Annotated in this window: 26 protein-coding genes and 1 pseudogene; 10 read left to right on the top strand and 17 right to left on the bottom strand. The window is 65.4% G+C overall.

Going from position 1 to position 22,107, the window contains the following annotated elements:
- The first annotated feature begins 20 nt into the window (after nucleotides 1-20).
- Genes ACRECS_RS22005 through ACRECS_RS21995 form a run of 3 tightly spaced genes read left to right on the top strand, consistent with a single transcriptional unit; the run spans nucleotide 21 to nucleotide 2,073 of the window.
- Nucleotides 21-878 carry a TPM domain-containing protein gene (locus tag ACRECS_RS22005; RefSeq protein ID WP_431585102.1) on the top strand — a complete coding sequence of 286 codons (858 nt, stop codon included), beginning with the start codon at nucleotides 21-23 and terminating at the stop codon, nucleotides 876-878.
- Nucleotides 878-1,558, top strand: coding sequence for a TPM domain-containing protein (locus ACRECS_RS22000; protein WP_431585101.1), 681 nt, complete (start codon nucleotides 878-880; stop codon nucleotides 1,556-1,558). The genes ACRECS_RS22005 and ACRECS_RS22000 overlap by 1 nt, the downstream gene beginning before the upstream one ends.
- Nucleotides 1,555-2,073, top strand: coding sequence for an NUDIX hydrolase (locus ACRECS_RS21995; protein ID WP_431585100.1), 519 nt, complete (start codon nucleotides 1,555-1,557; stop codon nucleotides 2,071-2,073). Before ACRECS_RS22000 ends, ACRECS_RS21995 begins: the two co-directional genes overlap by 4 nt.
- A 28-nt stretch (nucleotides 2,074-2,101) precedes the next feature.
- On the opposite strand, the gene ACRECS_RS21990 is transcribed toward ACRECS_RS21995, so the two are convergent.
- Nucleotides 2,102-3,343 (bottom strand): SGNH/GDSL hydrolase family protein, encoded by a 1,242-nt coding sequence (locus tag ACRECS_RS21990; RefSeq protein ID WP_431585099.1) that lies wholly within the window; start codon nucleotides 3,341-3,343, stop codon nucleotides 2,102-2,104.
- A 140-nt stretch (nucleotides 3,344-3,483) separates the two neighbouring features.
- Complete coding sequence (locus tag ACRECS_RS21985) at nucleotides 3,484-3,879, bottom strand: hypothetical protein (RefSeq protein ID WP_431585098.1); 396 nt, start codon at nucleotides 3,877-3,879, stop codon at nucleotides 3,484-3,486.
- Nucleotides 3,880-4,018: 139 nt separating this feature from the next.
- On the opposite strand from ACRECS_RS21985, the gene ACRECS_RS21980 reads away from it, so the two are divergent.
- Nucleotides 4,019-4,507 carry a helix-turn-helix domain-containing protein gene (locus ACRECS_RS21980; protein WP_431585097.1) on the top strand — a complete coding sequence of 163 codons (489 nt, stop codon included), beginning with the start codon at nucleotides 4,019-4,021 and terminating at the stop codon, nucleotides 4,505-4,507.
- A gap of 37 nt (nucleotides 4,508-4,544) precedes the next feature.
- Here ACRECS_RS21980 and ACRECS_RS21975 read toward each other — a convergent pair whose 3' ends face one another.
- The 5 genes from ACRECS_RS21975 to ACRECS_RS21955 form a co-directional block, all read right to left on the bottom strand.
- Complete coding sequence (locus ACRECS_RS21975) at nucleotides 4,545-4,889, bottom strand: nuclear transport factor 2 family protein (protein ID WP_431585096.1); 345 nt, start codon at nucleotides 4,887-4,889, stop codon at nucleotides 4,545-4,547.
- Nucleotides 4,886-5,167, bottom strand: a complete 282-nt coding sequence (locus ACRECS_RS21970) for an ETC complex I subunit (protein ID WP_431585118.1) — start codon at nucleotides 5,165-5,167, stop codon at nucleotides 4,886-4,888. The genes ACRECS_RS21975 and ACRECS_RS21970 overlap by 4 nt, the downstream gene beginning before the upstream one ends.
- A 43-nt stretch (nucleotides 5,168-5,210) precedes the next feature.
- On the bottom strand, nucleotides 5,211-7,670 hold the full coding sequence (hrpB, locus tag ACRECS_RS21965; protein WP_431585095.1) for an ATP-dependent helicase HrpB: 2,460 nt from the start codon (nucleotides 7,668-7,670) through the stop codon (nucleotides 5,211-5,213).
- Nucleotides 7,671-7,739: 69 nt separating this feature from the next.
- Nucleotides 7,740-9,056 carry an alginate export family protein gene (locus ACRECS_RS21960; protein WP_431585094.1) on the bottom strand — a complete coding sequence of 439 codons (1,317 nt, stop codon included), beginning with the start codon at nucleotides 9,054-9,056 and terminating at the stop codon, nucleotides 7,740-7,742.
- A gap of 32 nt (nucleotides 9,057-9,088) precedes the next feature.
- Entirely contained in the window at nucleotides 9,089-10,105 is a 1,017-nt protein-coding gene (locus ACRECS_RS21955; protein ID WP_431585093.1) for a polyprenyl synthetase family protein, read from the bottom strand.
- A gap of 107 nt (nucleotides 10,106-10,212) precedes the next feature.
- On the opposite strand from ACRECS_RS21955, the gene ACRECS_RS21950 reads away from it, so the two are divergent.
- The 6 genes from ACRECS_RS21950 to ACRECS_RS21925 are packed head-to-tail and all read left to right on the top strand — an operon-like array spanning nucleotide 10,213 to nucleotide 12,744.
- A complete protein-coding gene (locus ACRECS_RS21950; protein ID WP_431585092.1) occupies nucleotides 10,213-10,503 on the top strand; it encodes a chorismate mutase in 291 nt (96 codons plus the stop codon).
- Nucleotides 10,500-10,727 (top strand): hypothetical protein, encoded by a 228-nt coding sequence (locus ACRECS_RS21945; protein WP_431585091.1) that lies wholly within the window; start codon nucleotides 10,500-10,502, stop codon nucleotides 10,725-10,727. Before ACRECS_RS21950 ends, ACRECS_RS21945 begins: the two co-directional genes overlap by 4 nt.
- A 60-nt stretch (nucleotides 10,728-10,787) precedes the next feature.
- On the top strand, nucleotides 10,788-11,357 hold the full coding sequence (locus ACRECS_RS21940; RefSeq protein WP_431585090.1) for a helix-turn-helix domain-containing protein: 570 nt from the start codon (nucleotides 10,788-10,790) through the stop codon (nucleotides 11,355-11,357).
- 36 nt (nucleotides 11,358-11,393) lie between these two features.
- Nucleotides 11,394-11,744, top strand: a complete 351-nt coding sequence (locus ACRECS_RS21935; RefSeq protein WP_431585089.1) for a hypothetical protein — start codon at nucleotides 11,394-11,396, stop codon at nucleotides 11,742-11,744.
- A gap of 50 nt (nucleotides 11,745-11,794) precedes the next feature.
- Nucleotides 11,795-12,280, top strand: a complete 486-nt coding sequence (locus tag ACRECS_RS21930) for a hypothetical protein (protein ID WP_431585088.1) — start codon at nucleotides 11,795-11,797, stop codon at nucleotides 12,278-12,280.
- 11 nt (nucleotides 12,281-12,291) lie between these two features.
- Nucleotides 12,292-12,744: a MarR family transcriptional regulator gene (locus ACRECS_RS21925; protein ID WP_431585087.1), complete on the top strand. Its 453-nt coding sequence runs from the start codon at nucleotides 12,292-12,294 to the stop codon at nucleotides 12,742-12,744.
- A 105-nt stretch (nucleotides 12,745-12,849) separates the two neighbouring features.
- Here the strand turns inward: ACRECS_RS21925 and pnp are convergent, their stop codons facing one another.
- The 10 genes and pseudogenes from pnp to ACRECS_RS21875 form a co-directional block, all read right to left on the bottom strand.
- Nucleotides 12,850-15,249, bottom strand: coding sequence for a polyribonucleotide nucleotidyltransferase (gene pnp, locus ACRECS_RS21920; protein ID WP_431585086.1), 2,400 nt, complete (start codon nucleotides 15,247-15,249; stop codon nucleotides 12,850-12,852).
- Between the two features lie 173 nt (nucleotides 15,250-15,422).
- Nucleotides 15,423-15,692, bottom strand: a complete 270-nt coding sequence (rpsO, locus tag ACRECS_RS21915) for a 30S ribosomal protein S15 (RefSeq protein ID WP_034159940.1) — start codon at nucleotides 15,690-15,692, stop codon at nucleotides 15,423-15,425.
- 19 nt (nucleotides 15,693-15,711) lie between these two features.
- Complete coding sequence (gene truB / locus ACRECS_RS21910) at nucleotides 15,712-16,710, bottom strand: tRNA pseudouridine(55) synthase TruB (RefSeq protein ID WP_431585085.1); 999 nt, start codon at nucleotides 16,708-16,710, stop codon at nucleotides 15,712-15,714.
- Between the two features lie 5 nt (nucleotides 16,711-16,715).
- On the bottom strand, nucleotides 16,716-17,405 hold the full coding sequence (locus tag ACRECS_RS21905) for a site-2 protease family protein (protein ID WP_431585084.1): 690 nt from the start codon (nucleotides 17,403-17,405) through the stop codon (nucleotides 16,716-16,718).
- On the bottom strand, nucleotides 17,402-17,998 hold the full coding sequence (locus tag ACRECS_RS21900) for a thymidine kinase (protein ID WP_431585083.1): 597 nt from the start codon (nucleotides 17,996-17,998) through the stop codon (nucleotides 17,402-17,404). The genes ACRECS_RS21905 and ACRECS_RS21900 overlap by 4 nt, the downstream gene beginning before the upstream one ends.
- A complete protein-coding gene (locus tag ACRECS_RS21895) occupies nucleotides 17,998-18,375 on the bottom strand; it encodes a type II toxin-antitoxin system VapC family toxin (protein ID WP_431585117.1) in 378 nt (125 codons plus the stop codon). The genes ACRECS_RS21900 and ACRECS_RS21895 overlap by 1 nt, the downstream gene beginning before the upstream one ends.
- Nucleotides 18,376-18,383: 8 nt before the next feature.
- Nucleotides 18,384-18,665: an AbrB/MazE/SpoVT family DNA-binding domain-containing protein gene (locus ACRECS_RS21890; protein ID WP_431585082.1), complete on the bottom strand. Its 282-nt coding sequence runs from the start codon at nucleotides 18,663-18,665 to the stop codon at nucleotides 18,384-18,386.
- Between the two features lie 31 nt (nucleotides 18,666-18,696).
- Complete coding sequence (gene rbfA / locus ACRECS_RS21885; protein ID WP_431585081.1) at nucleotides 18,697-19,089, bottom strand: 30S ribosome-binding factor RbfA; 393 nt, start codon at nucleotides 19,087-19,089, stop codon at nucleotides 18,697-18,699.
- 43 nt (nucleotides 19,090-19,132) lie between these two features.
- Entirely contained in the window at nucleotides 19,133-21,865 is a 2,733-nt protein-coding gene (gene infB, locus ACRECS_RS21880) for a translation initiation factor IF-2 (protein ID WP_431585080.1), read from the bottom strand.
- Nucleotides 21,862-22,107 (bottom strand): annotated as a pseudogene (locus ACRECS_RS21875) (DUF448 domain-containing protein); the annotation flags it as partial. The gene infB and the pseudogene ACRECS_RS21875, both read right to left, overlap by 4 nt.

The following is a 22,107-nucleotide window of genomic DNA, read 5'->3' as shown; positions in this document are numbered from 1 at the left end:
CACGACAAGGGAATCGCGGCATGCGCATCCTTCGTCATCTGCTTGTCCTGATCGGCATCATGCTGGTCGGGGCGAGCCCGGCGGCCGCGCAGACTTTCCCGAAATTCACGGGATTTGTCGTCGATGCAGCGAATGTGCTGCCGCCCGAGACCGAGGCGGCCCTCACGGCAAAGCTCGCGGCGCTGCAAAAGGACACCAAGCGCCAGCTGATCGTGGCGACGATAGCCGATACGCAAGATTATCCGCTCGACGACTATGGCACGCGGCTCGGGCGTGCCTGGGGTGTCGGGCTGAACGACGTCAACAATGGCGCCATCCTGTTCATCGCGCCCAATAATCCGCCGGGCCGGCGCGGGCCCCGGCTTGAAGTCGGTTATGGCCTGGAGCCGATCCTGACGGATGCGCTGTCGGGCTACATCATCGACGATCAAATGCTGCCCCGGCTGAAATCCGGCGACATCCCCGGTGCGATGACGGCGGGGACCGATGCGATCATTGCGCAACTTCGCGCGTCGCCCGAGGAAGCCAAGGCGCGCACCGATGCGGCGATCGCCGCGTTCGACAAGGCCCATCGCGCGCCTAAGAACGACAATGGCGGCATTCCGTTCATGCTGATCTTCTGGATTTTCGTGATCGGCTTCATTGCCCTGTCGGCGATGCGTGGCGGCAAGCGCGGGCGCCGCTATCAGGGCGGTCATGCCCCGGTGATCCTTTGGGGCCCGGATCTGGGCGGGGGATCCTCCGGCGGCGGCTGGGGCAGCAGCGGCGGCAGCTGGGGGGGCGGATCGTCCAGCGACAGCGGCGGCTGGGGCGGCGGCGGTTTCTCGGGCGGCGGCGGCGGCTCATTCGGTGGCGGCGGCGCGTCGGGGGATTGGTGATGGTGCGTGCGAAACTGACCGAGGCCGATCATGCCATGGTGACGGCGGCCGTCGCCAGGGCGGAGGCCGGCACCGATGGCGAGATCGTGACGATCGTCGCCAATCAGTCCGATTCCTATCACGATGTCGCGCTCCACTATGCCCTGGCCGGCATGCTCCTCGTCATCGCCCTGGTCGGCCTCAATCCGGGGGGTGTGGAAGAACGGCTGGGCTGGTTCTCCAATGGCTGGGAGCGCCAGCCCAATCCGGCGAATCTCGTCTTCGCGATCCTGATTGTCGAAACGGTCACGTTCCTGGTCATACGCTATGCCCTGGCCTGGACGCCGCTACGGCTGGCGCTCACCCCAAAGGCGACGCGCGCGCGCCGCGTCCGCCGGCGCGCGGTGCAGTATTTCAAGGTCGGGGCGGAACGCCGCACCCAGGCGCGGGTCGGCATCATGCTGTTTCTCTCGCTCGACGAACATATCGCCGAGATCGTCGCGGATGAGGCGATCCATAAGGTCGTGCCGCCGGAGCGCTGGGGCGATGCGATGGCGGCGCTGGTCGATAAGGTGCGGGTCGGCCAGCCCGGCGAGGGCATGGCCGCGGCGGTCGCGGCGATCGGCGCGATTGTCGCCGAGCATTTCCCCAAGACCGAAGGCGACCGCAACGAACTTCCCGACAGGCTGATCGAATTATGAGCGACGAACCCGTCGAAACGGCCTGGGAGGGCCGTTTCATCGCCGTGAAGAAACGCGGCAAATGGGAATATGTCTCGCGCACGCGCGATATCCAGGCGGCGGTGATCCTGGCGATCGACGATGGCCATGTCATCCTGGTCGAACAGTTTCGCGTGCCGCTGGGCCGGCTGTGCCTGGAGCTGCCGGCGGGGCTGGTCGGTGACGAGGATGAAGGCGAGAGCATCGAGACCTCGGCCGCGCGCGAGCTGGAGGAAGAAACGGGCTATCGTCCCGCTCATGTCGAATCGCTTGGCCAGTTCCAGTCATCGCCCGGGCTGGTCAGCGAAGGTTTCACCCTGGTGCGTGCAACCGGGCTCGAGCGTGTCAGCGCCGGTGGCGGCACGCCGGACGAGAATATCGTCGTTCACCGTGTCGCGCTGAACGATCTGCCGGCGTTCGTCACCGCCAGACGCGCCGAGGGCATGGCGATCGATGTGAAGATGCTGTTGCTGCTCAGTCCCTCGCTGCTCGGCTGAGCGCGCGGCTTGTGGCCGCCCACTATCGCTATTGCGTCAGCAGGTTCAGATCGATCGCCGCTGCCATTGCCCGATAGCCATCGTCATTGGGATGCAGATGATCGCCGCTGTCGTAAGCCGGTAACAGGCGATCCGGCTGAGCGGGGTCGCGCATCACCCGCTCGAAATCGACCACGGCGTCGAACCCGCCGCCACCGCGAATCCAGGCATTGACCGCCTGGCGCTTGGCTTCGGCCGCTGGCGAGGGCGCTTTTGGAAATGTCGTGCCGCCCTTGGGCAGCAGGGTGGCGCCGATCACCCTGACGCCCTTGGCATGCGCGCGCTCGATCAGCACTTTCATGCCGCCGATGATTTGCTCTGCCGACACTTTCGCCTTGCTTGAGGTCAGCACCTCGCCGGCGGAAATGTCATTGCCGCCTTGCAGCAATATGATCCAGCGCACGCCGGGCTTGTCGAGCGCGTCGCGGTCGAAACGGTTGAGCGAACTCGGGCCGCGATAGGGTTTGTCGGCGTCGTTGAGAATGCGATTGCCGGCGACGCCGGCGTTGACGACGGCAATCGCGGCGAGTTTCGGGTCGGCCTGCAACCGCGCGGCGAGCGCATCGGGCCAGCGCGCGTTGCGCTCTTCGGTCGAACCGACCCCGTCGGTGATCGAATCGCCCAGCGCCACGATGACGCGTGCGCCGGCACCGGCGGCGACCTCGACATCGCTGAGGAAATAGCGGCTGTCGTCGGTTTCGCCCGCGGGAAAAGTCGCCGCCGCGGTCATATCGTGCGCCGGCACGATATAGACGGTCTGGTTGCCGACGCTGTGGATGGTCGATGTCGCCGCGCCGTTCGGCAGATACAGGCTGACCGCGAGTTCCTCGAATGCGGCCACCGGCAAGGCTACGGGATCGCTGAGCACGGCGTCGCCTTTGGCAATGGTCACTATCGGCTTGCCGCTGAAGGTGACCGCGCGGTCGCTTGCCGGCTGGATCGCCGATCCGTCGGCGCGCCGGGCCACGCGCACCGCGCCGACGGTCAGGGGCGCAGCGCCGAACAGATTGGACAGGCGGATGCGCACGCTGCCGCCGGCGATGCTGGGGCGGACGATCTGGCGCAGCGTCTGCGCCCGCAGTGCCGGGCCGGGCGAGTCCATCGCCGCGGCCCAGGCGGCGACCCAGTGCGCGTCCTTCGGCCTGTCCGGTGTGGATTGGGCCGGCGCCATCGCGGCGGCAAGAAAGAGCAGCAAGCCGGCAGCGGCATATTTCAATGGAGAAGCATGCATCGACAGATCCCTTGGGGAGGATGGGGTGAAGGTCAGGCCGGGCAGGCTTTGCGTCACTGGTTTCTGTGCGGTTTCAGCGACAGGTGCAATAACCCCGGTCTCTCTCAGTGCGGCGTCTTGCTTGCGGGGGCGCAAGGCAGTCAGCGCATCTCGGGAAAGGGGTGGTATCTCAGCCTCGGATCCCGGCAACGGGGGTCGTTCCGCCACGCGGTTTCGGCGAGCCAGCCGCCGGTGATGGTCACGAACATCGGGGAAAGGCCGGGGTTGCCGCGCGCCCGGCCTGACGATCTCCAGCGTACACAGACAGCATGCATTTTTCGCGCGCCGGGAAGGGCGATTTCATCGGAAATTTCCGAGCCTTTGACCACGGGCAGGTCGCGAAGATAGTCATTGGCGGCTGCAGCCAGGTTGCGCCGCAAATCCTGTGACGGCGGCCCGATGATCTTGCCGTCGACCATTGTCCCATGCCCTTGCGCCGCGCTGCACGCGAACGTCGTCATGATGATGGCAAATATGGATTTCAACGGCATATACATATTAACTCATTGAAATAACTGTATATTCTATAATTTTATATACCGAAGATACGGCACAACCGGTGTCCCATATCTCTCCCCGCGCGCTTTATCGCGCCGCTGATTCAAACCCCATGCAAGTCCCGTTATCCCGGCAAGCATGGAAACACGTCCTTCAACTTTCAAATCCGATTATGTCCGCCAGGCGCAGGAGCTTTATGCCCATGGCCTGACCGATCGTGAGCTTGCCGAGGCGTTCGGCGTCTCGCGCAGCACCATCTTTCGCTGGCGCGCCGCATACCCTGAGTTCGCCGAGGCGACGAAGCTTGGGAAAGACGTTGCCGACGACCGTGTCGAGCGCGCGCTGTACGAGCGTGCGATCGGCTATGAGGAGGAAGCGGTCAGCGTCTATCGCCCCGCCGGGGGCGAACAGCCGGTGATTGTCCGCCACAAGCGCGAAGTGCGTCCTGATATCACCGCGGCGCTGCAATGGATGCGTGCTCGCCGCCCCGCGATCTGGGCCCGCCCCACGCCTCCGTCTGAGAAGGATAAGAATTGGGCCGAGGAACTCCGCAAGGCGGCGGCCCGGGTCGCCAACCGGAAAGCGTCGGAATCTCACGAGGCGCTACGCTATCATGCACGGGAATAGGCGAGCGCACGGCGTCGCCCCCATGCTCCGGCAGGCGTCAGGCCTTATGCAGCTTTTCGAAGCTGAGCCGGTCCCAATAGCCGCGTTGGTGCGCGATCTTGCCGTCGATCACATGGAAAAAGCCGCAGCCGCGAAACCCGATCGGATCGCGCCATTCCAGGATCGCCCATTCGCCATCCTCGAACAGATTCTCCGGCACGCATTCCATCTGCGCTGCGGCGAACTCGGCCTCGAACATGGCGCGAATCGCCTCGACGCCCTCGACCGGCTCATTGGCGACCTGATGATTGATCGCCGTGTCGGCATAAAGTGCGGCCAGCGCGGCCGCGTCGGCATGGTTGAACGCCGCGATCCATTTGCGGACGACCGATTTGGGCGTCATCGGAAATTGTCGGCGTAAGCCTGCAGCTTCAGCTTGCGCTCCGGTGCCGCGATCACCTGGAAACCAAGGCCTTCGCGTGTCGCATAGGCAGTGGCCGCCTCAAGCGACGGGAAGCTCAACCGGACCTGATCGCGCGTATCGCCCGAGCCGGCCCAGCCGGTCAGTGGATCGGGATGCTTGGCCTCGGCGGGCTCGAACTCGAGCACCCAGCCCTGGGTGCGGGCGCGGCCCGACTGCATGGCATTTTTGGGGCGCTGAAAGATGCGGGCGGTGGGCATGGTCATTCTCTCGGCAGATCTTTGGGCAAGTTCTCGCGAACCTCTATCGCGGTTGCGCCCGGCGCGCATCCGCATTTTTCGTCCGGGTGGTCGCAATCGCCCCGGCCGGGTCGTCCGGCCAGGGGTGACGCGGATAGCGGCCGCGCATTTCCTTGGCCACGGCGGCCCAGCTTCCCGCCCAGAAACCGGGCAGGTCGCGGGTGGTCTGGATCGGGCGTCCGGCCGGCGAGATCAGGCTCAGCACCAGCGGCACCCGGCCACCGCCGACCGTCGGATGGATGGCGAGCCCGAACAGCGCCTGGGGCCGCAGGTCGACGCGTGGTCCGCCCTCGGCGGCATAATCGATCGGGTGGCTGCTGCCGGCCGGGCTGTCGAAATGCGTCGGAGCGAGCCGGTCGATGGTGCGCATCGCGTCCCAGCCGATCAGATTGCGCAGTGCGTCGGTCAGCGCGCCCGGCTCGATCGCGTCGAGCCGGCGCTTCTTCTCCAGCAGCGGTATGAGCCATTCGTCGGCGCGGGCGAGCAACGCCGCATCGTCGAGCGCAAGCTCGGCTCCGCCATGCGCGGCGGCGAAATCGGCGCGGTGGCGCAGCGCCAGCGCGGCCTCGCTCCATGGCAGCCGCGCCAGCCCATGATCGCGCACGCCCTTGAGCAATGCCGCGCTGATCTCCGCCGGGTCGGCCGCGCCGTCCGGGCCGCCCGACAGCCGGATCGCGCCAAGCCGCCGCTCGCGGATCGCCTGCACCCCGCCGGTCGCCGCGTCGAACGTCACGCTGCGCCGCGTTTCGATCCGATCGCCGAACAGCGTCTCGACGGTCGCAAGGTCGATCGGCGCGGCGGACAGGATGCGCGCGCCCGCCGCCATGCCCTGCGTCTCGGCGACGGCGAGCCAGTCGTTGCGCGCCAGCGACGTGGCGCCGTCGAGCTTGAAGCCGCGCCCGCCCGCCGATGCCCAGGTCTCACCCGAGGCGTCACGGCGCCGCGCGATACGGTCGGGAAAGGCCAGCGCGATGCACAGGCCGATATCTTCCGTGGTGCCGGGCTGCGACGCGACCAGGCTCGCCCATCGCTTCGCCAGCTTGCGCCCGGCCTCGGCCCGCGGCCCGCGCTCGCCACGCCAGCGCCGCAGCCGCGACTCCAGATCGACATCGGTGCCGCCCAGCCCGCGTTCGCCAAGCAGCACCGCGATCTGCGCCGCCGTCTCGGCCAGCCCAAGCTCGCCCGCGCGCACCAGCATATGGCCCAGGCGCGGCGGCAGCGGCAGTCTGGCGATCGCCTTGCCATGCGCGGTCGGCCGGCCATCCATGTCGATCGCGGTCAGCGCGGCGAGTCGCGACCGCGCCTCTGCGACGGCCGCTTCGGGCGGCGGGTCGAGCCAGCACAGCGCGCGCGGATCGGCGACGCCCCACAAGGCGCAATCGAGCGTCAGTGCCGAGAGGTCGGCTTCCAGTATCTCCGGCGGATCGAAGCGCGGCAGGCCGGCAGTCGCGGCTTCCTCCCACAAGCGATAGGCGACGCCCGGCCCCTGCCGTGCGGCGCGGCCGGCGCGCTGCGTGACGGCCGCCTGGCTGGCGCGCTCGGTGACCAGCCGGGTCATGCCTGCCGCGCGGTCGTAGCGCGGGCGGCGGGCGAGCCCCGAATCGATCACCACGCGAATCCCGTCGAGCGTCAGGCTGGTCTCGGCGATCGATGTCGCCAGCACCACCTTGCGCAGTCCGTCGCGGTCAGGCGCGATCGCCGCACGCTGCGCTTGCGGATCGAGGCTGCCGTGCAGGCGGTGCAGGACGATCCCGCCTCCGAGCCCCTCGAGCCGGTCGGCAGTGCGCTCGATCTCGGCCACCCCGGGCAGGAAAGCCAGAATGCCGCCTTCTTCGTCGCGCAAGGCGGTGCGAATCGCGGCGGCGACGGAGTCCTCGATCCGCGCTTCGGCCGCGCGGCCGATATGGCGCAGGGTCAGCGGATAGCTGCGCCCCGCGCTTTCGATCACCGGGGCGTCGCCCATCAGGCTGGAGAAGCGCGCGCCATCGAGCGTTGCCGACATCGCCACCAGCCTGAGGTCGGGGCGCAGGCCGGTCTGCGCATCGAGCGCGAGCGCCAGGCCGAAATCGCTGTCGAGGCTACGCTCATGCACTTCGTCGAACAGCACTGCCGACACGCCGGCCAGTTCGGGGTCGGCCTGGACGCGATTGACGAAAATGCCTTCGGTCACGACCGTCACGCGTGTCGCGGCCGACCGCTTGCTGTCCATCCGCGTCGCATAGCCAAAGGTCTGGCCGACCGGTTCCCCGGCCAGGCTCGCCATGCGCTCGCCCGCCGCGCGCGCGGCAAGGCGGCGCGGGGAGAGGAGCAGGATCTCGCCACTGCACCAGGGCTGGTCGAGCAGGGCGGGTGCGACCGCCGTCGTCTTGCCTGCGCCGGGCGGCGCGACCAGCACGGCGTTCGACCGCTCGCGCAACGCGGCGATGAGGTCGGGCAGCACGGCATGGATCGGGAGCATGGTCATAAAGCGGGTGCCGGCCTGTTTCGCACAGGCGGATGGGTCGCGGATAGCGCCAATTCCGCCGCGCCGGGGCTAGAAGAAGACGCTGGCGTTGAGCGACAGATAGCGCGTGTCGCCGCCGGGCTGGGCATTGGGCGCGCGTTTCAGGAAGCGGCCCTTGTCGAGCCATGCGCCGCTCGCCTCCAGCTGCAGCCGTTTGGCGATTGCCCACCAGCGGATCCGTCCTTCGATCTGGCGCCCGGCATAGCGGCCCGATGCGCCGCTCGCATCGCGCACGCCCGAGGAGGAGAATGCGTCCTGGCCGGCGGCAAGCCACATTTCGCGATAGCTGATCATGGTTTCGAGGCGCTGGCTCGGTGCCGCCTCGAGCCGGATTGCGGGCGAGCTGATATTGCTGCGCGCCAGCGTGCTGTAGATGCCCGACGGCGCATAATCGGCGCGGCGCGAGCCGAACACCGGGTCGAATCGGGTGAAGCGTCCGCCGCGATCGTCGCCACTGGCATATTCATACTCGAACGCCAGGCGCGGCTTCCAGGCAGCGGTGAAGCTATAGCCGATCTCGGCATGCGCCGACCAGGCGGAGATCGGCAGCCGCGCGGCGGTCGCTGTCGCATCGGCGCTGATCGTGCCGCCCTGATGGAATATCTCGCCCTCGGCATCCCATTGCCCGGCCGCCGGCGCCTTGATCAGCCGCGCGCTGAGCGTGGTGAGATGCCGGTCGCGAGTCGGCAGGTCGGGGCGATCGCGTTCGTCGAGCCGGAACCAGGCGGCATCCACATCGAACGGGCCGATCGCGTGCCGACGCCTGACGGTCGCGCCCCAGAAGCGCAGGTCGAAGCTTTCGCGGTCGATCTCGACACGGTTGGCGCGCAGTGCGGCCCCACCCGATGGCAACCGCATTTGCGGCAAAGCGTAGAACAGCGTCGCGCTGAAATTTTTGGTCGGCGCGAGATCGATCCTCACCCCGGTATAGCCATTGGTGGTGTTGCGGTAATCGTCATTGGCGACGATGCGGCGCGACCCGAGGTCGAGCGTGAAGCGGCCGGCCTGGATTTGCGTGCCGAGCGCACCGCCCAAATCCGCCCTGACATAGGCCTGGACCAGTTCCAGCGCATTGACCTCGCTGGTGCTGACCGGGCTGCGCGGCGAGATCGAATAGGCGCGGCTGTCATAGAGTTCGCCGCCGATGCGGACCGGGCCGGGGCCATATTCGGCCGCAATGATGGTGCGGAACGTGACCAGAGCATCGTTACGTTCGAAGCCGGCCCGGGCCTGATTTTCGATCATCTCCACGCGGGCGCGGGTGGTGGCGGAAATCGTGAATGGCGGTTTCGGGGCAGTTTGCGCGAGGCAGGGCGGTGATGCCGTCACCACGACCGCAACCCCCATCATCCGGATCGGATGGCGGCAGCGCCGCGCGGTCAATATGCCCGTGCCACCGCGAATTCGACCGCTTCGACCATTGCGTCCTTGGCCGCCCCGCCGGCAAAGCCGCCCAGCGCATCGATCGCGCGCTGGCCATAATGGCGCGCGCGCGCGAGCGTGTCGTCGACCGCATGGCTCGACCGGATCAGCGACACGGCGCGCGCGAAATCCTCGTCGCCCGAACGGTGGCCCTCGATCGCTGCTTTCCAGAAAATCCGGTCCTCGGCCGATCCGCGCGCATAAGCGAGGATCACCGGCAGGGTGGCCTTGCCCTCGCGGAAATCGTCGCCGGCATCCTTGCCCATCGTGCCCGCGTCGGAAACATAGTCGATCGCATCGTCGACCAGCTGGAACGCGATGCCGAGATTGCGGCCATAGGCGTCGAGCGCGGCTTCTTCCGCCTCGGGCCGTTCGGCGACGACGGCGGCGATGCGGCAGGCGGCGGCGAACAGCGCGGCGGTCTTCGCGCCGATGATGTCGAGATAGCGTTCCTCGCCAATGTCGATGCGGCGCGCGGCGGTCAGCTGATTGACTTCGCCCTCGGCGATCACGGCGCTGGCGTTGGACAGGATCTTGAGCACTTTCAGGCTGCCGTCCTCGACCATCAGCTCGAACGAGCGGCTGAACAGGAAGTCGCCGACCAGCACGCTCGCCGGGTTGCCCCAGATCAGATTGGCGGTGCGCTTGCCGCGGCGCAGATCCGACCCGTCGACGACATCGTCGTGCAGCAGGGTCGCGGTGTGGATGAATTCGACCGCGGCCGCGAGCCGGTGATGGCGATTGCCCGAATAGCCGAGCAGCCTTGCGCTCGCCAGCGTCAGCATCGGTCGCATGCGCTTCCCGCCGCCGGCGATCAGGTGACCGGCGAGTTCGGGGATCAACGGAATCTGCGACTGCATACGGTCGAGAATGACCGTATTGACCAGGTTGAGATCACCCGCGACCAGCTGAACCATGGGTTCAAGCGAGGGCGGGGCGGCGCGCGCGTCGAGGCGGTGGATGGTGGCGCTCATATTAAAGTGCGATGTGGCGGCGCGGGACACCAAAGGCAAGTCTTTCGGGGTTGCGCATCTGCGTTCGCATCCGCAAGAGAGGCTGGATCGCCAGGGAATTGTCATAGATGACGGACGATACGCTACGAGGATACCGCCAGAGCATCGACAATATCGATGCCGCCCTCGTCTTTCTGCTCGCCGAGCGCTTCAAGGTGACTCAGGCGGTTGGTCGCTACAAGGCGGGAACAGGACTGCCGGCGGCTGACCCGGGGCGCGAAGAAGCACAGATCGTGCGCCTTCGCGGACTGGCCAAGGATGCGAATCTCGATCCGGAATTCAGCGAGAAATTTCTACGGTTCATCATCGACGAGGTGATTCGTCACCATGAGCGATTGCAGGGCGGGGAGTTGGCGTGATGTTGAGCAGCGAGATGTTCCCCGAGTCGATGATGCCGGAATACTGGCTGAAGGGTGATCTGAGCGAAGCCGAAACGATCAGGCGATTGATCGCGGTCGGTGATTCGCTGGTGCGGGTCTGTGATGCCGTCGATCAGTCGGTCGCGGGAAACTATATTGCGATGGCGCTCGATATCCTGCGCGCCGATGCCGATCTGAAGGCGGAGATAGGCAGGGTCTCCTGACCTTTCTGCAGGCGCTGTGCGATTCGCACACGCCGATTCTTTTCGGGCATTCTCGGTAATTTGCCATCCGACGCTCTCATTTCGTACGGCCGCACGATTCGTTGCTCTGATCCAAAATGGAGCTACAATGACACCATGCCGTCTGGGGGGATCGACCAACTTACCGAAGCGCAGCGGGCGTGCCTCCGTCTCGTATTGACGCGTCGCAACTCCAAGGAGATTGCGCAGGTCCTCAACATCTCGCCGCACTCTGTCGACAAGCGGATTGAGCGCGCCGTTGCGGCCCTGGGTGCCGCCTCGCGCTTCGATGCGGCGCGCCGGCTCGCTGCTCATGAGGGTGGCCAGACATACGAACCAATCGCACATGAACCAATCGACGTTGCGCCGCCGGCCATTGATGCCCCACCCCGCTACTCGACCACACCGTCCGGGTTTGGTCGCCGCCTCTTCGGGTTTGCGCCCGTCGGGCGGATCAACGGGGATGCGCGAAATGAACTGACGAAGCTCCAGCGCGCTGGAATCATCCTGGCTCTGATGGTCGGGATAGCGGTCGCGACTGGCGCTTTGCTCAACATCGCGGCGACGCTCACGGACAAGCTTCGTGAGAATCGCATCGATCTATCGCGCTGACGAAATATGCCGCGACGCGCGGCTGGGGAGGCGCATATGTTGAAGCAACGCCGTCAGGCGAATGAAATTGTGACCCGGGATTTCCTGCAGGCCGAGGCCGCGGCCGACCATGCCGCAACCCAGGCCGCACAGTGCATGGTCACCATGTTGCAGGCACGTCAGAATGCCAATCTGCCCTTCGGTACCGGACTCGAGGCGTTCCGCCTGGTCTCCGAAGGAGCGAGCGCCTTGGTCAAGGCGCGCCAATCGTTCGTTGAGGCGCACCGTCTCCTGGCCGAGGTCCGTCACGAAATCGGCATTACCGGTTACGGCGATATCTCGGAATGTCCGCCGACCGATAATCCCAAGAGCATGGATGAGCCGCTCCGGCTTGTTGCCGCCGCTTAACGTCAAACCGGTCCTGGACCGGGTCATGAAAGGAATGGTCCGGTCGGGGCATGGATAGGGTCTATATCTTTCTCGGGCTTCAACTGCTGGTCTCGGGCTATGCGCTGCTTCGCGGTGGCGCGCCCGAGCGGGTCACTGCAATCGCGCTGACCCTGGCGGTCCTTCTGGGCATGGTGCTTCAGGTGAGCTTTCCCACACGCTTCTATCATGTGGACCTGGGCGTCATGGCGATTGATGTGGCCCTGTTCGGCGTGCTGGTGGCGCTGGCGCTCTATGCCGACCGCTGGTGGACACTCTGGGTAGCGGCGATGCAGGGGCTGGGGGCCGGCGCGCATCTCATCAAGGCGATCGATTCGGACACTATCCGGGTCGTCTATGCGATTCTCGCTGCCGCCTGGAGCTATCCGATCATTCTGTTGCTGCTCGTCGGTACGATCCGTCATCAGCGGCGGATGGCGCGTGGTGGAGATCTCGACTGGTCGGCGCAAGCCGTAACCAACCATCACCGCCAACATTCTGGCGATCACCAAATTTGAAGGGGACGGTCATGTCGTTGCAGCCGAAGGAAGTGAAAGGGTTCAGGTCCTATCCTCGCGCCCCGGCACGGATGGCGAAGAAGCCACCGATCGCCGCACTGATCGATGATGAGGACGATGAGGCGCCGATCGACGACGAATTGCTCCAGCGTGCCAAAGCTCTCTATACGGCTCGCCGTCGCCGCACCAAGGCGTTCGCCGCCCATGCGATCGTCTTTCACGAACCGCCCTGGGATATGCTGCTCGACCTGTACGTCGCGCGCCGGGAACGGCGGATGGTCTCGGCGACGAGCGCCTGTATCGCCGCCGATGTGCCGACCACCAGCGGGCTACGCTGGATCTCGACGCTCCGACAGCGTGGGCTGGTCGATCTTTCCGCCGATCCGACCGATGGCCGCCGCACCATCGTCTGCCTGTCGGACAGCGCCACTGAAACGATGGAACGGTATCTGGAGTCGATCTGACCCGGACGGGGGCGCCCGCCCCCCGGTTCATTGCGAAGCCCATGGAAAAGGGGCCCGGATCGCTCCGGGCCCCTTTCCATTTTCCGCCTTGCTGGCCGATGATGCTTAGTCGCGGTCACCGGTCAAAAAGGCCGGCGCGAACTCAGGCGCAGGGCCGTCATCATTGCCGCCCGAACGCTCGGGGCGCGGGCCACGGTCACTGCCGCCGTCACGGCGCGGACCACGGTCACCGCCATCGCGGCGCGGACCACGATCGCCGCGGTCACCACGACCGCCGCCATCACCACGACCACCATCGCCACGACCACCATCGCCACGGGGGCCACGGCCGCCATCGCCGTCGCGGCGCGGGCCGCGCGGACCACGATCGCCGCCTTCACGCGGTTCGCGTGCCGGACGGGTATCTTCCAGCTCGGCGCCGGTTTCCTGGTCGACGACGCGCATCGACAGGCGAACCTTGCCGCGCGGGTCAATCTCGAGGACCTTGACCTTGACTTCCTGGCCTTCGCTCAGGACGTCGGCGACCTTCTCGACCCGCTCGTTGCGGATTTCGGAGACATGGACGAGACCGTCCTTGCCGCCCATGAAGTTCACGAACGCACCGAAATCGACCAGGTTGACGACCTTGCCGTCATAGATCTTGCCGACTTCGGCTTCCTCGACCAGGCCCTTGATCCACTTGATCGCGGCTTCGATCTGCGCGGTGTCGGACGACGACACCTTGATCACGCCCTCATCGTCGATATCGACCTTGGCGCCGGTGGTGGCGACGATCTCGCGGATCACCTTGCCGCCGGTGCCGATCACGTCACGGATCTTCGATTTGTCGATCGTGATCGTCTCGATGCGCGGTGCGTGGGCCGACAGTTCTTCACGCGTGTGATCGAGCGCTTTGGCCATCTCGCCGAGGATGTGCGCGCGGCCTTCCTTGGCCTGGGCCAAGGCCTTGCGCATGATCTCTTCGGTGATGCCGGCGATCTTGATGTCCATCTGCATCGTGGTGATGCCCTCGGACGTGCCCGCGACCTTGAAGTCCATGTCGCCGAGATGATCCTCGTCGCCCAGGATGTCGCTGATCACCGCGAAGTCCTTGCCCTCCAGGATCAGGCCCATTGCGATGCCCGAGACCGGCCGCTTCAGCGGCACACCCGCATCCATCATGCTCAGCGAACCGCCGCACACCGTCGCCATCGACGAGGAGCCGTTCGACTCGGTGATGTCGGAGAGGACGCGGATCGTGTAGGGGAATTCTTCCTTGGTCGGCAGCACCGGGTGCAGCGCGCGCCAGGCGAGCTTGCCATGGCCGACTTCACGACGACCGGGGGCGCCGAAGCGGCCCACTTCACCGACCGAATAGGGCGGGAAGTTATAGTGCAGCATGAAGTTTTCGTAGGACAGGCCGGTCAGCCCGTCGATCATCTGCTCGCTTTCCTTGGTGCCCAGGGTGGTGGTGCAGATCGCCTGCGTCTCACCGCGGGTGAACAGCGCCGAACCATGGGTACGCGGTAGGAAGTGCACCATCGCCTCGATCGGGCGGATCTGCGTGGTGGTGCGGCCGTCGATACGCTTGCCGTCCTTGAGGATGGCGCCGCGCACGATTTCCGCTTCCAGCTTCTTCATCAGCTTGCCGGCGGCCATCTGGTCCTGCGGGGCTGCGTCGGCAAAGGCGGTCTTGCCCTTGGCGCGTGCCTCGTTGAGCAGGTTCGAGCGCTTGGACTTGTCGGTCACCTTGTAAGCGGCGGCGATGTCCTTGCCGATCAGCTTCTTCAGCTTGTCCTTGGCGGCCGAGAGATCAGCCTGAGCGGCCATTTCCCACGGATCCTTGGCGGCCTGCTCGGCCAGATCGATGATCAGATTGGCGGCCTCGCGGCATGCCTTGTGCGCGAACTGCACCGCGCCGAGCATGACTTCTTCCGACAGCTCCTTGGCTTCGGATTCAACCATCATCACGGCATCGCCGGTGGCGGCCACGACGAGATCGAGATCGCCCGACTTGGTCTGCTCGGTGGTCGGGTTGAGGATGTATTCGCCATCGACATAACCGACGCGTGCCGCGCCGATCGGGCCCATGAACGGCACGCCCGAAATGGTCAGCGCCGCCGATGCCGCGACCATCGCGAGGATGTCGGGCTCGTTCTCGCCGTCATAGCTGAGAACCTGGCAGATCACGTTGATCTCGTTGTAGAAGCCTTCCGGGAACAGCGGGCGGATCGGGCGATCGATCAGGCGGCTGGTCAGCGTCTCCTTTTCGGTCGCGCCACGCTCACGCTTGAAGAAGCCGCCGGGGATGCGACCGGAGGCCGAGAATTTTTCCTGGTAATGAACGGTGAGCGGGAAGAAATCCTGCCCTTCCTTGACCGATTTAGCGGCGGTGACGGCGCACAGCACGACGGTTTCGCCGAGCGTCGCGATGACCGCGCCATCGGCCTGACGGGCAACGCGGCCCGTTTCCAGCGTGAGGGTCTTGCCGCCCCACTGGGTGCTTACAGTTTTCGTATCGAACATTTTATTTCCTTCACTCCGCACGCCCAATGCATGCGGGGCCTATCTGCGAGCCGATAATGGCCCGGCTTGTCCCTTCCACTGGCCGTTCATCCGGCGGGAAGGGGGTTCGGGAAAACCGGCCGAATTGCCGGTCGCCGAATAGCGAAACGGCCCCCTTCCGGGGGCCGTCCGTGTTACTTGCGGAGCCCGAGCTTCGCGATGAGATCGGTGTAGCGTTGACCGTCCTTGTGGCGGAGATAGTCGAGCAAGCTGCGGCGCTTGTTGACCATCATCAGCAGACCACGACGCGAATGATTGTCCTTCTTGTGGCCCTTGAAGTGCTCGGTCAGGTTGCGGATGCGCTCGGTGAGGATCGCGACCTGGACTTCGGGGCTGCCGGTATCGCCTTCGATACGGCCATGTTCCTTGACGAGCGCGTCCTTGCGCTCTGCGGTGATCGTCATGCATTTTCCTTCGACATCGTCATAAGTTGAAGCCTCGCACGACCAGGACCGACTGGTCCCGAACCTCGACCAGAGCGACCGGAACATCGTCCAGCATCGCAAAGTGGAGGCCATCGTCTCTGGCAATCCCGGTCAGAACACGCCCCTGGCGGAGCGCCCCTGCCTGATCGGGGGTGAGGGGTAGAGCCGGGATGTCGTCCAGCCCCGCCCTCAACGGCAGGAGTATCTGTTCAAGCCCGCGCGCAATAGCGAGTTCGGCCAATTTGTCCAGCGATATCGAGTCAGCCAGCGTGAACGGGCCGGCCTTGATGCGGCGGAGCATGGTGACGTGGCCGACCGTGCCGAGCGCCAGCGCGATGTCGCGCGCAAGACTGCGGATATAGGTGCCCTTGGAGACATGCGCGGTGAGGGTGATCTCACTCAGTTCCTCCCCGGCACGGGGAGGTGGCGCGCGAAGCGCGACGGAGGGGGTGGGCCGGCAGCGTTCCGCTTGAGGAAGCCCCCCTCCACCATTCGCTGAAGAAGCGAATGGTCCCCCTCCCCGTGCCGGGGAGGAACGAAGGCTGTGGATCACCACCGCCCGGCTCGCCAGCACCACCTCCTCGCCGGCCCGTGCCAGATCATAGGCGCGCTCGCCATCGACCTTGAGCGCGGAATAGGCCGGCGGAACCTGGTCGATCGGTCCGGTAAAGCGCGGCAATATCGCTTCGACCTGCGCCAGGGTCGGGCGTATGTCGGAGGTGGCGATTTCGACACCTTCAGCATCCAGCGTGTCGGTCTGCGCACCGAATCCGATGGTGAAGTCATACACCTTGTCGCTGTCGAGCATCCGCCCTGCGAGCTTGGTCGCCTCCCCGACCGCGATTGGCAGCACCCCGGAGGCCAGCGGGTCGAGCGTGCCGCCATGTCCGACCTTGAACTTGCCGTAATCGCCCTGCCGCAGCGCGCGCTTGACCGCGGAGACGGCCTGGGTCGAGCCCAGCCCGACAGACTTGTCGAGAATGATCCAGCCATGCATTTCGTTCAAAAGCCGAGTTGGGCCAGGCCCAGAAAAAAGCCGACCACCGCCGATGCAATCGGCGCGATTAACAGGCCGATCACATCTGCGTTCGGGGAGATGGCTGGCAGCACGATCAGAAGCACGAGGAGGATCGGAAAGCCGAACCGCGCGAGCTTGCCATACTGGATCGCGGCGGGGCGGGGCAACAGGCCCTGCACGACGTGCCCGCCATCGAACGGTGGCAGCGGGATGAGATTGAAGACCCCGAGAAAGACGTTGATCCGGACGAAGTTGAACAGATTTGCGGCGATGAAACGGGTAATGTCGCCTGGAGGAGTATCGCCCAACCCCGCGACCAATGCGCCAAGCATCAGCGCGCTCAGCGCGGCGAGCACGAAATTGGTTATCGGCCCCGCCAGCGCGACAAGCATCATATGGACACGTGGATTGCGCAAGTTCGCCGAGACCACCGGCACGGGTTTGGCCCAGCCGAAGATCGGCGCATGCGCCACGGCGAGAACCAGCGGCAGCACGACCGTGCCGATCGGGTCGACATGGCGGATCGGATTGAGCGTCAGCCGCCCGCTCCGTTCCGCCGTGGTGTCGCCGAACAACCGCGCGACATAGCCATGCGCGACCTCATGAAAGACGATCGCGATCACCAATGGGATCAGCCAGATCGCAATCGTGTAGAGCAAATTGGGCTCGTTCATGGAATCCGTTCGATCAGGGGTGCGGCCAGCGCCTCGGTGAAATGGCGGCGGCACATCGCGACATAGCGATCATTGCCGCCGATCTCGGTCTGTGCGCCTTCGGCGATCGCACGGCCACCGGAATCGACGCGCAGGTTCATCGTCGCCTTGCGTCCGCAGGCACAGACCGATTTGATCTCGATCAGCGAATCGGCAATCGCGAGCAGCCGCGCCGAACCCTCGAACAGTCGCCCCTGGAAATCGGTGCGCAAGCCATAAGCGAGGACCGGAACGCCGTGCGTATCGGCCAGCACGGCAAGCTGATCGACCTGAGCAGCTGTCAGGAACTGCGCCTCATCGACCAGCACACAGGCTGGCAGTGCCTCACCCGCGCGGTGGACGATGGCGACCAGGTCAGTGTCGCGCTCGAATGCGATCGCGTCTGCGCCAAGGCCGATACGCGAAGTGACGGTCCCTGCTGCGAACCGGTCGTCGATCGCGGCGGTGAACAATATCGTGCGCATACCGCGCTCGCGATAATTGAAATCGGCCTGCAACAGGGTGGTCGATTTGCCGGCATTCATCGAGGCATAATAGAAATAGAGTTTGGCCATCAGATCAAGGTTTCCACGCGTACCGGCGACTTTGGGCCAGCATCCTTGTCGACCCGGCGATCGAAGGTAGCAAAACTGGTGGCGCCCTGAGCTGAGGCGATGTGCATCATATCCGCGAAATCGGCACCCTTGGAAAAGCGGTCGATCGCCCAGCGAATGTTGACCGAATCCACCGTAACGCTGGGTAAATCAATAATCTCTCTCAGTGATGCGGCGATCGCGTCGCGTGGCCAGCGATAGAGTGACCGCAACACCCACTCGGCCTCGATCAGGACAGTCGAGGAAATGATGCAATCCCGCGAAAGCGTGTCGCGCGCTATCTCTGCCTGAGCCTGGTCGTCTTCGACCAGCAAGCGGGCCAGCACATTGGTATCGATCGCGATGGTCAGATATCGTCTCGTGATTTCGCGGCGAACATCGCATCGACAGCGGCGTTCATCTCCTCAATCGTTGCCGGCGGGCCATGGTAAGGCGGTCTGATCTCACGCAGTCGCGCCAGTATCTCGACGGTAGAGCGCCCGCTCTTTTCAAGCACAGGCCGGAGAAAAACACCATTGCCGGAGCGGATAACGTCCAGCCGCTGTCCGGGCACAAGGCCCAGTGAATCGCGGACATCCTTGGGGATGACGACCTGACCTTTTTCCGACAATGTCGTCTGCGCGTTCATCGAGGTAAGATGTGTCTTACCAATAATGATGTCAATCGCTGTCTAAGTCGCGCGCCACATGCGGTGTGCGCAGCAGTTGATCGATATGGCTGCCTTCGTCGAAGCTCTCATCGGCGAGGAACTTCAGCTTGGCGGCATATTTCATTTTCACCCGCGCGGCGGCTTCGCGCTGCAGATAGGCGGTGTTAGTGCGCAGCGCCTTGAGCACTGCGTCCTCGTCCTTGCCGAGCAATGGCTTCACGAACACCGTCGCGTGACGCAGGTCGGGCGACATGCGCACTTCGGTCACGGTGACGAGATGCTTGGCCAGCGTCTCATCATGCACATCGCCGCGGGCGAGGATGTCCGACAGCGTGTGACGCATCTGCTCGCCGACGCGCAGGACGCGGACGGAGCGGGCTTCGGGTGTTTCGGCTGACTTCATATCATTCCTACCCCCTCTCCCCGCGAGGGGAGAGGATGATGGGTCACAGCGTCCGTTCGCGCAGTTCGACCTCGAAGGTTTCGAGGAAGTCGCCCGGCTTGATGTCGACGAAGTTCTGCGTGAACGTCACGCCGCACTCCAGGCCCGCGCGGACTTCCGCCACATCGTCCTTGAAGCGACGCAACGAGGCGATCTCGCCCTGATAGATGATGACGTCCTCGCGGGTGATGCGCGCCTTGAGCGCCTTGCGGATGATGCCTTCGGTGACGAGCAGACCCGCCGCCTTGCCATGCTTGCCGGCCGAGAAGACCTCGCGGATTTCGGCGCGGCCGACGACCGTTTCGAACGCCTCAGGGCCAAGCTCACCCGCCATGCCCGAGCGAATCTCGTCGATCAGGTCATAGATCACGTCATAATATTTGAGCGCAACCTTCTGGCGTTCGGCGATCTCGCGTGCCTTGGCATTGGCGCGGACATTGAAGCCGATGATCGGCGCGCCGCTGGCACCGGCCAGCGTCACGTCGCTCTCGGTGATGCCGCCAACACCTGAATGCAGCACGCGTGCCTTGATGTCGTCGGTGGAGATCTTGTTGATCGACGCGACGATCGCCTCGACCGACCCTTGCGTGTCGGCCTTGACCACCAGCGGATACTCGATCGCCTGCTTGTCCTTGAGCGCGGAGAACATGCTCTCCAGGCTCGCCGGAGCCGAAGTGGTGCGCTTGTTGGTGATCACGCTCTGGCGATACTCCGCGACCTCACGGGCGCGTGCCTCATTCTCGACCACCGACAGCGGATCACCGGCACGCGGCACGCCGGACAGGCCGAGCACCTCGACCGGCATCGACGGACCGGCTTCCTTGATCTGCTGACCCTTGTCGTTGGTCATCGCGCGGACCTTGCCGCTCTCGGCGCCGACGACGAAGATGTCGCCGACCTTGAGCGTGCCGCGATTGACCAGGATCGTCGCGACCGGGCCGCGACCCTTGTCGAGCTTGGCCTCGATCACGGTGCCTTCGGCGGCGCGATCGGGGTTGGCCTTCAGTTCGAGCAGTTCGGCCTGGAGCTGGATCTTCTCGACCAGTTCGTCGAGGCCGGTCTTCTGCAGTGCCGAAACCTCGACATCCTGCACGTCGCCCGACATTTCCTCGACGATCACTTCATACTGCAGCAACGCCTCGCGCACCTTTTGCGGATTGGCATCGGGCTTGTCGATCTTGTTGATCGCCACGATCATCGGCACGTTCGCCGCCTTGGTGTGGTTGATCGCCTCGATCGTCTGTGGCTTCAGCCCGTCATCGGCGGCAACCACCAGCACGACGATATCCGTCACATTGGCGCCGCGCGCGCGCATCTCGGTAAAGGCCTCATGGCCCGGCGTGTCGAGGAAAGTGACTTTCGACTTGTCCTTCAGCGTGACCTGATAGGCGCCGATATGCTGAGTGATGCCGCCGGCTTCGCCCTTCACGACATCGGTGCCGCGCAGCGCGTCGAGCAAGCTCGTCTTGCCGTGATCGACATGGCCCATGATCGTGACGACCGGAGGACGCGGCTGCAACGTATCCTCGGCATCGGCATCGGTTTCGATCGCGAGATCGATGTCCGAATCGCTGACGCGCGTGATGTTGTGGCCGAATTCGGTCACCAGCAGCTCGGCGGTGTCCTGGTCGATCGTCGCGTTGATCGTGACGGGCATGCCCATCTTGAACAATGCCTTGACCAGGTCGGCGCCCTTTTCCGCCATGCGGTTGGCGAGTTCCTGCACAGTGATCGCTTCCGGCACGACGACATCGCGGATCTGCTTGGCCTGCGCTTCGCGCGGGCCGCCCATGCGGCGATGTTCCTTCTCGCGGGCGCGCTTCAGCGCCGCGAGGCTGCGGGCACGCGCACCGTCACCATCGCCGAGCGCGCGGTTGACGGTCAGCTTGCCGGCGGTGCGGCGATCATCGCCCTTGCGGTCGCGCAAGGCGGCGCGCGGCACGGTTTCTCCGGCGCGCTTGATGCCGGTGCCGGCACCGGCGGGCGCCGGTGCGGCGTTGTTATTGTTGGTGCTGGCGGTCGCAGCCGGCGCCGGCGCTGCCGGAGCGGGCGGCGGCGGGGGTGGCGGACGCGGGCGTTCGGGTCGCGCGACCGGGGTAAAACGGCGCGGTGCGGGCATGCTCGGGTCGAGCGTGATCTCGATCGGCGCGGGCGGCGGCGGAGGAGGAGGTGGCGGTGGTGCCGCAACGGGTGCCGCCGGAGCAGCGGCCACTGGAGCGGGCGCAGGCGCGGGTGCAGCGGCTTCGACCGGAGTCGGTTCGGAGGCCGGCTCAGGGGCTGGAGCTGGCTCGGGCGCTGCGGGCGAGTCGGGGGCATCGCCGGCAAGGCGTGCTTCCTCGGCGCGACGCCGGGTTTCCTCAGCCGCCTCGATGCGCTCGCGCTCCTCGCGGCGACGCGATTCCTCCAGCGCGTTCATGCGCGATTCGTCAGCCTCGCGCAGCAGCTTCGCCTGAAGCTCCTGCCGCGACAGCAGCGAATTGGCAGGCGATGCCGGAGCGGGCGGCGGCGGGGCGGGCCGCGGCGGGGTCACTGGGGCAGGGGCGGCCGTTTCCTCGGCGACCGGTGCCGCCGGAGTTGCTGCCGGGCCGAGGACACGGCGGCGCTTCAATTCCACCTGGACGGTGTTCTGGCGGCCATGGCTGAAGCTCTGCTTCACCTGGCCGGTCTCAACCGTGCGCTTCACCCCCAGCGGTGCGCGCATGACCAGTTTCGGCTTCTCGTTGTCCGTATCGCTCACTCGGATTCCTCGTAATTCTCGTCGGCCGGATCGTTTTGTTGTTCGTCGCCGTCGTTTCCGCTTCCGGATTCAGACGGCGATGCGCCCTGCGAGGCCGTTTCGCAAGGCACGGAAGATGGGTCAGGGCCGATGAAATGCAGCCAGCGGTGAAGCGCTTCGCTCACCCTTTTGGCTGCATCGGGATCAGTCAGGCCGATATGTACCACATTTTGGCGGCCCAGTGCCACGGCCAATATGGTGCG

Origin of the sequence: Sphingomonas sp., from assembly GCF_050725575.1 — a bacterium.
In the GTDB taxonomy this organism is placed as follows: Bacteria; Pseudomonadota; Alphaproteobacteria; order Sphingomonadales; family Sphingomonadaceae; genus Sphingomonas.
The sequence above is the reverse complement of the archived record's forward strand: the minus strand, read 5'-3'. Positions and strand labels throughout refer to the sequence as shown.